General features: G+C 53.0%; 13 protein-coding genes. All 13 read left to right on the forward strand.

Annotated features, from left to right (window positions below; genetic code table 11):
• Positions 1–736 precede the first annotated feature (736 nt).
• The 13 genes from J1779_RS06720 to J1779_RS06780 all read left to right on the forward strand — a co-directional run bounded on the left by J1779_RS06720 (position 737) and on the right by J1779_RS06780 (position 13,222).
• Positions 737–1,171, forward strand: a complete 435-nt coding sequence (locus J1779_RS06720) for a DUF2502 domain-containing protein (RefSeq protein ID WP_122096212.1) — start codon at positions 737–739, stop codon at positions 1,169–1,171.
• 147 nt (positions 1,172–1,318) lie between these two features.
• A complete protein-coding gene (gene btuC / locus J1779_RS06725; protein ID WP_217203240.1) occupies positions 1,319–2,326 on the forward strand; it encodes a vitamin B12 ABC transporter permease BtuC in 1,008 nt (335 codons plus the stop codon).
• Positions 2,327–2,385: 59 nt separating this feature from the next.
• The gene (locus J1779_RS06730; RefSeq protein WP_056773466.1) at positions 2,386–2,937 is read left to right on the forward strand and encodes a glutathione peroxidase; all 552 of its coding nucleotides are present in this window, start codon (positions 2,386–2,388) and stop codon (positions 2,935–2,937) included.
• Between the two features lie 30 nt (positions 2,938–2,967).
• Positions 2,968–3,753, forward strand: coding sequence for a vitamin B12 ABC transporter ATP-binding protein BtuD (gene btuD / locus J1779_RS06735; RefSeq protein WP_217203241.1), 786 nt, complete (start codon positions 2,968–2,970; stop codon positions 3,751–3,753).
• A gap of 332 nt (positions 3,754–4,085) precedes the next feature.
• On the forward strand, positions 4,086–5,228 hold the full coding sequence (gene arnB / locus J1779_RS06740; protein WP_217203243.1) for a UDP-4-amino-4-deoxy-L-arabinose aminotransferase: 1,143 nt from the start codon (positions 4,086–4,088) through the stop codon (positions 5,226–5,228).
• Positions 5,228–6,208 (forward strand): undecaprenyl-phosphate 4-deoxy-4-formamido-L-arabinose transferase, encoded by a 981-nt coding sequence (gene arnC / locus J1779_RS06745; protein ID WP_056773473.1) that lies wholly within the window; start codon positions 5,228–5,230, stop codon positions 6,206–6,208. Before arnB ends, arnC begins: the two co-directional genes overlap by 1 nt.
• Positions 6,208–8,190: a bifunctional UDP-4-amino-4-deoxy-L-arabinose formyltransferase/UDP-glucuronic acid oxidase ArnA gene (gene arnA, locus J1779_RS06750; RefSeq protein WP_056773477.1), complete on the forward strand. Its 1,983-nt coding sequence runs from the start codon at positions 6,208–6,210 to the stop codon at positions 8,188–8,190. Before arnC ends, arnA begins: the two co-directional genes overlap by 1 nt.
• Before the next feature lie 13 nt (positions 8,191–8,203).
• Positions 8,204–9,103 carry a 4-deoxy-4-formamido-L-arabinose-phosphoundecaprenol deformylase gene (gene arnD, locus J1779_RS06755; protein ID WP_217203245.1) on the forward strand — a complete coding sequence of 300 codons (900 nt, stop codon included), beginning with the start codon at positions 8,204–8,206 and terminating at the stop codon, positions 9,101–9,103.
• Entirely contained in the window at positions 9,103–10,773 is a 1,671-nt protein-coding gene (arnT, locus tag J1779_RS06760) for a lipid IV(A) 4-amino-4-deoxy-L-arabinosyltransferase (RefSeq protein WP_217203247.1), read from the forward strand. The genes arnD and arnT overlap by 1 nt, the downstream gene beginning before the upstream one ends.
• Positions 10,770–11,102 carry a 4-amino-4-deoxy-L-arabinose-phosphoundecaprenol flippase subunit ArnE gene (arnE, locus tag J1779_RS06765; protein WP_217203248.1) on the forward strand — a complete coding sequence of 111 codons (333 nt, stop codon included), beginning with the start codon at positions 10,770–10,772 and terminating at the stop codon, positions 11,100–11,102. Before arnT ends, arnE begins: the two co-directional genes overlap by 4 nt.
• Positions 11,099–11,488: a 4-amino-4-deoxy-L-arabinose-phosphoundecaprenol flippase subunit ArnF gene (arnF, locus tag J1779_RS06770; RefSeq protein WP_122096220.1), complete on the forward strand. Its 390-nt coding sequence runs from the start codon at positions 11,099–11,101 to the stop codon at positions 11,486–11,488. Before arnE ends, arnF begins: the two co-directional genes overlap by 4 nt.
• A gap of 157 nt (positions 11,489–11,645) precedes the next feature.
• Positions 11,646–12,125, forward strand: a complete 480-nt coding sequence (locus J1779_RS06775; protein WP_082465713.1) for an NlpC/P60 family protein — start codon at positions 11,646–11,648, stop codon at positions 12,123–12,125.
• An 83-nt stretch (positions 12,126–12,208) separates the two neighbouring features.
• Positions 12,209–13,222 (forward strand): lipoate--protein ligase, encoded by a 1,014-nt coding sequence (locus J1779_RS06780; protein ID WP_056773496.1) that lies wholly within the window; start codon positions 12,209–12,211, stop codon positions 13,220–13,222.
• Positions 13,223–13,477 lie beyond the last annotated feature (255 nt).

Consider the following 13,477-nt stretch of genomic DNA (forward strand, 5'->3'; position numbering starts at 1 on the left):
AAATTATTTTGCTGGTGGGTAATTTTCCAGGGTTTTAAGTAATTCGCACAGAAAGCGAAAAGATAGTGTTAAAGCGGTGGGCGGTTCAGGATTAGTCTGATAGATTTAATTCACGCGCTAAAGACTCTTATTATTTCTTTGCGCTATGCTGAAGCCGATTTTGTGACATAAATAAAATACCAAAATAAAAGCACAACATCAGAAACAGAAAAGGGGCCGAAGCCCCTTAAATCAAATGATTAAACCGGTAGCGGGATATGGAGTGGATTATTTATCCGCTTTCGCCGGAATAAATTGAATTCGAAAGATAATTAATGGTTGTAGAACATGCGAGGTCCACCAGGACCACCGCCGCCATGACCACCACCGTGACCGCCGCCACCAGGGCCCCAAAACGGAGGAAACAGACAACCGCTCAGGCTGACAACAACCAGGCCAATACTTAACAGGGCTAAAATACGACGCATAAAATAGATCCTTTTTGAATAAACAGGGCGAGTATAAATAATTAGTGAATAAGCTGTTGTCAGGCTTGCGTTAAGGTTCGTTAATATTTTCATAAGAATTGAACAGATAACACATTCACGCCTGTTGAATTATTTCAATCAGGATACGTTTGTATTTATTACGTAAGCCCGCAGCAAGTTAAACGAAAATCCGCCTTTGGCTCATAGTCAGTTCTGTACCCCCCTGATATAAAAAACACGTCATATAAAATATAGAAGGCGTGACTACCGTGAAAAAATCTCTCTTATTGCTTTGTTGTGCGCTGGCCTTGCCTGTGATCGCACAGGCAAATGTTTCCATTGACGTTAACGTACCTGGCGTAACGCTTCACCTCGGGGATCAGGATCAGCGCGGTTACTACTGGGATGGTTACGACTGGCGTCCGCCGCAGTGGTGGCGCGCGCATCAGGGCCATCATTATGGTGAGCGTAACGAGCGCGGGATGTACTGGCACGGCAACCGCTGGGATGCCAAACCGCCTCAGCGGGGTCATAGCGCGCCGCGGCCGCCACAGCAGCCGCATAATCAGGGCCGCCCGGATGGCGGTGATCACCGTGATAACAACGGACATCAGGGCGGTGGCAACAATAATCATCAGGGTGGCAATAGCGGTCATCAGGGGAACGGCCAGCCGATTCCGCCAAATGGCCAGCCAGGCCGTTAATCCTGATCGCCTATGCAAAATACAAAAAGCCGGTGCTCAGTCACCGGCTTTTTCATTTTCTGTTTCCGCGCAGTGGAGCTAACTGCTTAATATCGGTAGGATAGCGAGATCCCTACTATGCCTTTCAGCCCCCGGAAACTGCAATTCATGTCTAACCGGCAGACCTTTTCGACCCTGGAACATCAGCAAAAAAAGCGTGATCGGCGCGGGCTTTACGGTCTGAGCGTGCTCTTAATTCTGGTGCTGGGGCTGAGTCTCAGCGCGGGCGAAAACTGGCTGTGGCCGGATCAATGGCTCAGTAATGAAGCGCGGTTATTTGTCTGGCAGTTACGCTTACCGCGTGCGATAGCGGTGATTCTGGTCGGCGCGAGTCTGGCTGTCGCCGGTGCCGTCATGCAATCGCTGTTTGAAAATCCTCTCGCAGAACCCGGCCTGCTTGGCGTGGCGAACGGCGCGGGTGTCGCGCTGGTGTTTTGTGTGATGCTCAGTCACGGGATGCTGCCAGTTTGGGTCATGAGTCTGGCTGCTGTGGCGGGTGCATTAGCTGTCACTTTCTTTCTGTTATACGCCGCGCGCAGGCATCGGCTGAATAATGCCCGTCTGCTGCTGGTGGGTGTTGCCATTGGTATTGTGTGCAGCGCCCTGATGACCTGGGCTATTTACTTCAGCAGCAATCTGGATTTACGCCAGCTGATGTACTGGATGATGGGCGGTTTCGGTGGGGTGGACTGGCGACAAGTCTGGCTCGGCGTCATGCTGTTACCGGTTCTGCTCTGGCTGACAGGTCAGGGTAAGACGCTGAACCTGCTTTCACTGGGTACGCAACAGGCGCAGCAACTGGGCGTCTCCCTGACATCCTGGCGCTATATTCTGGTGCTGGCCGTCGGCTGGATGGTCGGCCTGAGCGTTGCGCTGGCAGGTGTGATAGGGTTTATCGGTCTGGTGATCCCCCATATTCTCCGTTTGTGCGGTATGACCGACCAGCGTCGTCTGCTTCCGGCCTGTGCACTGTGCGGTGCGGCGGTATTGCTGCTGGCGGATGTGCTGTCACGCATCGGGTTGTACGCGGCGGAGTTGCCGATCGGTGTCGTCACGGCGACGCTGGGCGCACCCGTTTTCATCTGGCTACTGGTCAGAGCCGGACAAATACGCTGATCATCTTTCAAGAGATCAACTATTCTCTCCCTACCTTCTACCTATCAGGATAAAAAGCGATGAGTAATGACATTTTTGATATCTCCCTGAAAACCATTGATGGCGAAACCAAAACGCTTGGCGATTACAAAGGTTCGGTGTTGCTGGTGGTCAATGTGGCGTCACAATGCGGCCTGACCAAGCAATACGAAGGTCTGGAAAATATTTATCAGGCCTGGCATGACCAGGGTTTTGAAGTCCTCGGGTTCCCTTGCAACGAATTTGGCGCGCAGGAACCGGGTACAGAAGATGAAATCAAAACGTTCTGCACCACGCAGTTTGGCGTTAAATTCCCGATGTTCAGCAAAATTGACGTCAACGGCGAAAACCGTCACCCGCTATACAGCGCGTTGATTGCTGCCCGTCCTGAAGCGGTCAAACCTGAAGCCAGCGGTTTCTACGAGCGTCTGGCGAGTAAAGGGCGTCAGCCGGTGAAACCTGAAAATATCCTGTGGAATTTCGAAAAATTCCTGATTGGCCGCGACGGCACTGTCGTCCAGCGATTCGCACCTGACATGGCACCGGAAGATCCGATTCTGATGGAAGCGATCAAGGCCGCACTGGCGAAGTAATTCATTAACGTTGAAGGGCAGGGAGCGCGGATGCTGGAGTGTCGTGAAATCAGTGTGGAAGGGCGCCTTCGTGCATTCAGCGCGAAGATTGCGCCGGGCAGCCGCGTTCACCTTATCGGGCCGAACGGCGCGGGTAAAAGTACCTTACTGGCAAGGCTGGCGGGGGTATTTGAAGGAAAGGGCACCCTGACGGGCGATGTGCGGTTTAACGGCCAGCGGATTGCCGATCTCGGTGGCTTGCAGCTCGCGCGTTTGCGTGCCTGGCTTTGCCAGCAGCTGACCCCGGCGTCCATGATGCCGGTGTTTCAATACTTATCTTTGCACCAGCCCCGCCTTGCTCAACCTGCCGCCGTTGAAAAGACGATTGCGCGTCTTTGTGACGCTTTACAGCTGAGCGATAAACTGGCGCAGCCGGTCACGCATCTTTCTGGCGGCGAATGGCAGCGGGTACGGCTGGCGGCCGTGTTGTTACAGGTCTGGCCGTCAGTGAATCCAGATTCGCTGATGTTATTGCTGGATGAACCGATGAACAGCCTTGATGTGGCACAGCAGCAGGCGCTGGATCAATTGCTGACGGAGTTCTGCGCCTCAGGCCGCGCTGTTGTGATGAGCGATCACGATCTCAATCACACCTTACATTATGCCCGTCAGGTGTGGCTGATGTCGGCGGGAAGCGTTGTGGCTGCCGGTGAATGTGCTGACGTCATGCAGATTGAAAGGCTTTCTCAGGTATACAACGTCCAATTTCAGATACATTCTCTTGCCGGACGTCAGTGGATAATGACCACGGCGACGCCTTTTTCGTTAAATGAATAGCGGTTTAATTATATTAACGAACCCTATTTTAAACACGAAACACTCTCATTGTTCATAAAAAACACTGCCTGAGGTTTTATTAATAAAGTTCATTTTTTTAATAAATCCTTAATATATTTTAACTTATTGTTTTTATTGATTTTGTAATAGACGATACTATTTATCCTCTTCTTATTTAACTTCTGTTTAACTTCACAAAACTGGCAAATCCTTAAGGTTAAATTAAGCTTAAACCGACATCATAAGATCCAAAATTCAGGGCGGTGTTTACTTACGGTTAAATAAACACAGTCTACAGTCGTGTTGAGCTAATTACCTTTTGGGATAGTGAAATGGAAAACTTTTTGCCTTTCTCCCGTCCGTCTATGGGCGAAGAAGAGATCGAGGCTGTAGGGCAAGTGTTGCGTTCAGGTTGGATCACGACCGGCCCGCAGACACATCAGCTTGAACAAGATTTTTCTGCTGCCTTTGGTTGTAAACATGCCATTGCGGTCAGCTCCGCAACGGGTGGAATGCACGTTACATTGATGGCGCTGGGCATTGGCCCCGGCGACGAAGTGATTACACCTTCTCAGACCTGGGTGTCGACGCTGAACATGATTGTTCTGCTCGGTGCCGAGCCGGTGATGATTGATGTGGACCCGGATACGCTGATGGTCAGCGCAGAGGCTATTGCCGCCGCCATTACGCCTAAAACCAAAGCAATCATTCCTGTGCATTACGCCGGTGCCCCTTTAGATCTCGACCCTGTATACGCCGTGGCAAACCAGCATGGTATTGCGGTGATTGAAGATGCGGCTCACGCCGTCGGTGCGCGTTATCGCGATCGCTGGGTTGGCGCGCAGGGAACGGCAATTTTCTCCTTCCACGCGATTAAAAACATGACCTGCGCCGAAGGTGGCCTGGTCGCTACCGACGACGATGAGCTGGCCGCCAAAGTGCGTGCGCTGAAATTCCACGGGCTGGCGGTCGATGCGTTTGACCGTCAGGTTCAGGGGCGCAAACCGCAGGCAGAAGTGGTCGAGCCTGGCTTCAAATACAATCTTTCAGACATTCATGCCTCCATTGCTGTTGTGCAACTCAAACGCCTGAGTGAAATGAACGCCCGTCGTGCCGAACTGGCGCAACGTTACCTCGATAAATTACAAGGGTCGCCGTATCTGCCAATGAAAGTGCCGGATTATCCGCATCTTCATGCCTGGCATTTATTCATGATCCGCGTAGATGAAAAACGTTGTGGCATAAACCGCGATGCACTGATGGAACGTCTGAAAGAGCAGGGCATCGGAACCGGTTTACATTTCCGGGCTGCCCACACTCAAAAATATTACCGCGAACGTTATCCGCAACTTAGCCTGCCAAACAGTGAATGGAACTCAGCCAGTCTGTGCAGCCTGCCGCTGTTCCCTGATATGCAGGACAGCGACGTTGATCGTGTCGTCTCGGCTCTTTTTTCCCTTTTGGAGGCGCAGTAGTGGCGCATTATGAACCTATTCGTAAAGTCTCGGTGGTTATCCCGGTCTACAACGAAGAAGAAAGCCTGCCCGCGTTATTGACGCGTACTCAGGCTGCGTGTCAGCAACTGACGCAACAATATGAAATTATCCTGGTGGATGACGGCAGCGCCGACAGCTCCGGCGACATGCTTGCCGCCGCCGCAGAGCAGCCTGACAGTCACATCATCGCGGTTTTGCTCAACCGCAATTACGGGCAGCACTCGGCGATCATGGCCGGATTTAGCCATGTCACCGGCGATCTGGTCATCACGCTTGATGCCGATCTGCAAAATCCGCCGGAAGAAATCCCGCGTCTGGTGGCCAAAGCCGATGAAGGTTATGACGTCGTGGGCACGGTAAGGGCTAACCGCCGTGATTCCTGGTTCCGTAAAACCGCCTCCAAAATGATCAACATGATGATTCAGCGCGCCACCGGTAAATCGATGGGCGACTACGGCTGTATGCTGCGGGCTTACCGTCGCCACATTGTTGAGGCGATGCTGCATTGTCACGAGCGCAGTACCTTTATTCCTATTCTGGCGAACACCTTTGCACGGAAAACCGTGGAAATTCCGGTGCAGCATTCTGAGCGCGAATTTGGTGATTCCAAATACAGCCTGATGAAGCTGATTAACCTGATGTATGACCTGATCACCTGCCTGACCACCACGCCGCTGCGCATGCTTAGCGTTGTCGGCAGTGCGATCGCCATCTTCGGTTTCGTGCTGGCGATTTTCCTGATCCTCATGCGGTTGATTCACGGCCCGGCCTGGGCTGCGGACGGGGTGTTCACCCTCTTTGCTTTGCTATTTATGTTTATCGGTGCGCAGTTTGTCGGCATGGGATTACTCGGTGAATACATCGGGCGGATCTACAACGATGTTCGCGCACGTCCCCGTTATTTCGTTCAAAAAGTCGTCGGCGTTCGTTCCGAAGAAAACAGTCAGGAAGAAGAGTGATGAAAGCGATTGTATTTGCCTACCATGATATTGGTTGCGTTGGTTTACAGGCTCTGGTTGATGCCGGTTATGACGTTCAGGCGGTCTTTACCCATACGGATGCACCGAATGAAAACCAATTCTTTTCCTCTGTCGCCCGTCAGGGTGCCGAATTAAATCTGCCGGTATACGCGCCGGAAGACGTGAATCATCCGCTGTGGATTGATCGTATTCGCGCCTTGCAGCCTGATGTGATTTTTTCTTTCTACTATCGCAACATGCTCAGCGAAGAGATTTTATCTCTCGCGCCGCAGGGTGGTTTTAACCTGCACGGTTCACTGCTGCCGCGTTACCGTGGCCGCGCACCGGTAAACTGGGCGCTGCTCAATGGTGAAACTGAAACCGGCGTCACTTTGCACAAAATGGTGAAGCGCCCTGATGCCGGTGACATTGTCGGCCAGCGTAAAGTGGCGATCGCCGCGGATGACACGGCACTGAAGCTGCACGCGAAAGTACGCGAAGCGGCGAAAGAATTGCTGACCGATTTACTGCCAGAAATGAAAGCAGGCAAGATAACCCTGACGCCGCAAGATGAAGCGCAGGCGAGCTACTTTGGTCGCCGTACGGCGGCTGACGGAGAAATTCATTGGCATAAATCAGCCACTGAGATTAACAACCTGATCCGCGCCGTGACCGAACCTTATCCGGGCGCATTCACTTTCCTCGGGCAACGAAAACTGACGGTTTGGCGCGCGTTGCCGCTGAACACTCAGCACGACAAACAACCGGGTACCGTCCTTTGCGCTGATCCGCTGACCATTGCCTGTGGCGAAGGTGCGTTGCAGATCCAGGCCGGTCAGAGTGAAAACGGGTTGTACGTTCAGGGTTCTCGTCTGGCGCTGGAACTGGGCATTATGCCGGAAATGCGTCTTTCCACGCTGCCTACTGCGGTGATGAAACGCCGTACCCGCGTGCTGATCCTGGGGGTAAACGGCTTTATCGGTAACCACCTCAGCGAGCGTTTGCTGCGTGAAGACCGTTACGAAATCTACGGTCTGGACATCAGTTCTGATGCTATCAGCCGCTTCATGGGCAATCCGCATTTCCACTTTGTTGAAGGCGATATCAGCATTCATTCCGAGTGGATCGAATATCACATCAAAAAATGTGACGTTGTGCTGCCGCTGGTTGCCATCGCCACGCCAATCGAATACACCCGTAATCCGCTGCGCGTGTTCGAGCTCGATTTTGAGGAAAACCTTAAAATCGTTCGTGACTGTGTGAAATACAAAAAACGCATCATTTTCCCGTCCACGTCTGAAGTGTACGGCATGTGTGATGACAAGGAATTTGACGAGGATAACTCGCGTCTGATCGTCGGGCCTATCAACAAACAGCGCTGGATTTACTCAGTATCCAAACAGTTGCTGGACCGCGTGATTTGGGCATACGGCGTCAAAGAAGGCCTGAAGTTTACGCTGTTCCGTCCGTTTAACTGGATGGGGCCGCGACTGGATAACCTCGATGCCGCGCGTATCGGCAGCTCCCGTGCAATCACTCAGCTGATCCTCAATCTGGTAGAAGGTTCGCCGATCAAACTGGTTGACGGTGGCGAGCAAAAACGCTGTTTCACCGACATCAACGACGGCATTGAAGCCTTGTTCCGTATCATTGAAAACCGTGACAACCTGTGTGACGGCCAGATCATCAACATCGGTAATCCGACCAACGAAGCGAGTATTCGTGAACTAGCGGAAATGCTGCTGGCGAGCTTTGAAGCGCATCCGTTGCGCGCACAGTTCCCGCCGTTTGCCGGTTTCAATCTGGTGGAAAGCAGCACCTATTACGGCAAAGGCTATCAGGACGTTGAGCACCGCACGCCGAGCATTAAAAATGCCCGTCGCCTGCTGAGCTGGAAACCGGAAGTGGGCATGGATAAAACCGTCGCTGACACCCTGGATTTCTTCCTGCGCTCCGTAAACCCGGAAGCGGATCACTCCTGAAACGGTGCCATTCATGAAGAAAGTGGGTCTGCGCATTGATGTAGATACCTGGAGCGGCACCCGCGAGGGTGTCCCTCAGCTTCTGCAAGCGCTTGCGAAACATAAAATTACCGCCAGTTTCTTCTTCAGCGTTGGGCCGGATAACATGGGGCGTCACTTGTGGCGCCTGCTTAAACCGCGCTTTCTCTGGAAGATGCTGCGCTCCAATGCCGCGTCACTCTATGGCTGGGATATTTTACTGGCCGGTACCGCGTGGCCGGGTAAACCTATCGCGCGCGATCTGGGTTATCTGATGAAAGAAACGGCCAAACGCGGGCATGAAGTCGGGCTGCACGCCTGGGATCATCAGGGCTGGCAGGCTAAAGTGGGTAAATGGTCCGAAGCACAGCTTGAGCAGCAAATTCAGCTGGGGCTGGACGCACTGGAAAAAAGTCTCGGTCATGACGTCGAATGTTCAGCGGTAGCAGGCTGGCGTGCTGACGAACGGGTGATCGAAGTTAAAGAGCGTTTCCACTTCTATTACAACAGTGATTGCCGCGGAAAATACCCGTTCCTTCCTGTGCTGGAAAACGGCACCCTCGGGACAGTACAAATTCCGGTGACGTTACCGACTTACGATGAAGTGGCCGGTGGCGACATTAACGCCGATAACTTCAACGACTTTATCCTCAGGGCCATCACTGAGGATCAGGGCGTGCCGGTTTACACCATTCACGCAGAAGTGGAAGGCATGTCTCTGGCTGCACAGTTTGACGCGTTATTAACCCGTGCGGCGGCGCAGGGGATCCAGTTCTGCGCACTGGGTGATCTGCTCCCGCAGGATCTGAGTTCGCTGCCGAAAGGCAAAGTGGTTCGCGCCAGTTTCCCGGGACGGGAAGGCTGGTTAGGTTGTCAGCAAGAAGGTTTTTCCTGATGTCGAAAGCATATAAAAGCGTGTGGAGTACACTGGTTCTGGTGTTTTTCGCGCTGGTTTACCTTGTTCCTCTTAACACCCGCCTGTTGTGGCAACCCGATGAAACCCGTTATGCAGAGATCAGCCGGGAAATGCTGCAACGCGGCGACTGGGTGGTGCCACATCTGCTGGGTTTACGGTATTTTGAAAAACCGGTGGCTGGCTACTGGTTCAACAATATCAGCCAGATGATCTTCGGTGACAGCAACTTTGCTGTCCGCTTTGGTTCCGTGTTCAGCACCATGCTCAGCGCGTTGCTGGTGTTCTGGCTGGCAAACCTGATGTGGCGTAACCGCCAGACGGCGTACATCGCGACGCTGATCTATCTTTCCTGCACGCTGGTGTTCAGCATCGGCACCTACAGCGTGCTGGATCCGATGATTACCCTGTGGATGACCGCCGCGATGGTCGCCAGTTACTTTTGTCTGCGCGTTTCGGGCACGCCGCAAAAGGCGTTGAGCTGGATTGTGCTGGGGCTGGCCTGCGGCATGGGCTTCATGACCAAAGGTTTTCTGGCGCTGGCGTTACCGGTCATTGCTGTATTGCCGATTGTCTGGCGCGAAAAACGCTTCAAAACCCTGTTTGGCTGGGGGCCGCTTGCGATCGTCAGTGCCGTCGCCCTGAGCCTGCCGTGGGTGCTGGCCGTCGCTCGTCAGGAACCGGACTACTGGCGCTATTTCTTCTGGGTCGAGCATGTTCAACGCTTTGCCGAATCGAACGCACAGCACAAAGCCCCGTTCTGGTATTACCTGCCGGTGCTTTGCCTCGGCGCGCTGCCGTGGCTGGGACTACTTCCGGGAGCACTGCGCGATGGCTGGACTAAACGCGTGCTGCGACCTGAGCTGTTCTTCCTGCTGAGCTGGGCTGTGATGCCGCTGATTTTCTTCAGCATCGCCAAAGGTAAGCTGCCGACATACATTTTACCGTGCTTTGCACCGCTGGCGTTGCTGCTGGCCGATCACCTTGATCAGATCCGCCAGTCAGGGAAATTGCGCGCGCTGAAAGCCAACGGCATCATCAACATCGTCTTTGGCGTGCTGATGGCCTTGGCGGTGCTGGTGATCTCCGGAATATTGCCGGTTCATGTTAAAGCGGTGTTTGGCCGTGCTGAACTGCCCCGGGCGCTGATTGGTATTTTGTGCTTTGCAGTCTGGGCGCTTGCCGGTGCTATGTCGCTGACTGATCTGAAAAAACGCTGGTACTGGGCGGCAATTTGCCCGCTGGTGCTGGCATTGCTTATCGGTCAGGCTATTCCGCAGAAAGTGATCGACTCCAAACAGCCGCAGGCATTCCTGGATCAGAACAGCGCGCTGCTTCACCAGAGCCGTTACATTCTGGCAGATAACGTGGGTGTGGCGACCGGTTTGGCGTGGATGCTTAAACGCAGTGACATCATCATGTTTGATGAAAGGGGAGAGCTGGAATACGGCCTGAGTTATCCTGATGCGCAGGATAAATTTGTAGATGCCGCCGGATTCCCGGCATGGTTACAAAAAGCGCGGCAGGAGGGGAATATTTCAGTGGTCATCAAACTCGACAGCAACATTGTCTCTGCCGATAAACTGCCACCGGCGGATCATACGGTGCAAGTGAACCGTCTGGCTCTGCTGTTCTATAAAAAGCTGCCATGACCGGATTCCTTCTGGTGCTTGCGGTCAGCGTGATCACCTGTGCCGGCCAGCTTTGTCAGAAGCAGGCCGCACAGGTTTCAGGCAAAGGTGTGAGTTTCGTCCTGCGCTGGCTGGCGCTGGCGGTGGTATTGCTGGGGATTGGCATGTTGCTCTGGCTGCGGGTCTTACAGCTTTTGCCTCTCAGCCTGGCGTATCCGATGCTCAGCCTGAACTTCGTGCTGATCACGCTTTGCGCCCGCTGGTTCTTCCATGAATACGTGGATACCCGACACTGGTGTGGCGTCGTGCTTATCATGTCGGGTATTGCGCTGATGAGTGTCAGTTTATGAAAGGCTATCTGTGGGGCGGTGCCAGCGTACTGTTAGTGACGCTGGCGCAATTACTGATGAAGTGGGGCATGGTACAGATCCCGTGGATTTCACTTTCCCAGATCACAATTGTGTTTGTACAGAATCACTTAAGTGCGCTGACGGCGGTATTTTTTGGCCTGTGCGGCTATGTGCTTTCCATGGGCTGCTGGTTCTTTGCGTTACGCGTTTTACCTCTCAACCGCGCTTATACGTTGCTGAGTCTGAGCTATGCGCTGGTCTACATCGCCGCTGTCGCGCTGCCGTGGTTCAATGAGAGCATCAGCCTGACGAAGACCCTCGGCGGGTTACTGATCCTCTCAGGCGTGTGGGTCATTCACAGCAAACCCTCTAAAAAATCACATTAACGCCCTCCGGCAACGATAAAAATCATCATTTAAAGGTTGGATGACGGATAAAATAGCGCTAAATTCTATTAGTTCTTAGATAACGGCGACTTATCCGGCCTGCGCAAATCCTCGCGTTTCGGCCTTGGCCGTGACGCTATTCGAGAAGGAATGCACTATGCGCTGGTCGTCCGTATCCATGTATTCCCTGCTGGCTGTTGCCGCGTTAATTCTTAACGGCTGCAGCAGCCACGCACCGCCGCCAAGTGGCCGCTTTGCCGATTCCATCACCGTGGTTGCCGAGCTTAACGACCAGCTCAGCCAGTGGCATGGCGCACCGTACCGTTATGGCGGATTACAACCGAGCGGCGTCGACTGCTCCGGTTTTGTTTTCCGTACCTACCGCGACCGTTTCGGCGTCGTGCTGCCACGCACCACCGCCGATCAGACAAAAATTGGCACTAAAGTGTCCCGCGATGAACTGCTTCCCGGCGATCTGGTTTTCTTCAAAACCGGCAGCGGTGAAAATGGACTCCACGTCGGCATTTACGACACCGCCGACCAGTTTATTCATGCATCCACCAGCCAGGGCGTCACCCGTTCTTCACTCGATAACGTTTACTGGCGTAAGGTCTACTGGCAGGCGCGGCGCATCTGACGTATTCCCCCTGAATTCCCTACGTATTTCATCCTGATTTTTGCTGTTATTATCAAAACAGACTTTTTCAGGATGAATACGCGATGACACCTCTCAGATTATTACTCTCCGACTCTTACGACCCCTGGTTCAATCTGGCTGTAGAAGACTGCATCTTTCGTGAAATGACCACGCAAAGGGTACTGTTCCTGTGGCGCAATGCGGAAACCGTGGTCATCGGGCAGGCGCAGAACCCGTGGAAAGAGTGCAATACCCGCCGGATGGAAGAAGACGGTATTCGTCTGGCACGCCGCAGCAGCGGCGGCGGCGCGGTTTTCCACGATCTGGGTAATACCTGTTTTACTTTTATGGCCGGTAAACCGGAGTACGACAAAAGCGTCTCTACCGGCATCATTCTCAACGCATTAAAAACGCTGGGTATTGATGCCAGTGCCTCGGGCCGCAACGATCTGGTGGTTCAGACCCCTGAAGGCGAGCGCAAAATTTCCGGTTCAGCCTACCGTGAAACCGTCGATCGCGGTTTTCATCACGGCACCTTACTGCTCAATGCCGATCTCAGCCGTCTGGCTAATTACCTGAATCCTGATGTGAAAAAGCTGCAGGCAAAAGGCATTACCTCGGTGCGTTCACGCGTGGCAAATCTGAATGAATTTGTTCCCGGCATTGACCATCAGCAAATCAGCACCGCCGTGGCTGAGGCTTTCTTTGAGTGGTACGGCGCACGGGTGGAACCTGAAATCATCTCACCGGACGTTTTCCCTGACTTACCGGGTTTTCCTGAGCGGTTCGCTAAGCAAAGCAGCTGGGAGTGGAATTTCGGCAAAGCGCCTGCGTTCAGCCATGAACTGAATGAGCGTTTTGTCTGGGGAGGCGTGGATATTCACTTTGACGTGGAAAAGGGTGATATCAGCCGGGCGCAAATTTTCACCGACAGCCTGAATCCGGCCCCTTTACTGGCGCTGGCGGGGCAGTTAACCGGAACGCGATACAATGCTCAGGATGTCTCAGAAGTGTGCGAGAAAATTATTCAGCAGTATCCGGCCTTCCGCTCAGAATTAGCGGAACTTCATACCTGGCTGGTGAGGTGCATTAAATAATCTGCCCGGAGAGTGCGGTGTCACGCACTCTCCGGAGCTTGCGCAATATCTTATAAGACACTATAACCATTAGCGAAATTGACATTTTTCCGCCTCCGGACCAGTGAAAATGTGGGGATCTCCGATCCCCTGCACATAAAACGTCATCCGCATATAGACGGAGTTGCACGTTATACATAATGGAAATAAGATTAGTCCTAAACTATTTTTTGATATTCAATTTTTCACTTTCCGGTAATACCTCGGGATTACATG

It is taken from the genome of Rahnella rivi, assembly GCF_019049655.1.
Taxonomy (GTDB): Bacteria; Pseudomonadota; Gammaproteobacteria; order Enterobacterales; family Enterobacteriaceae; genus Rahnella; species Rahnella rivi.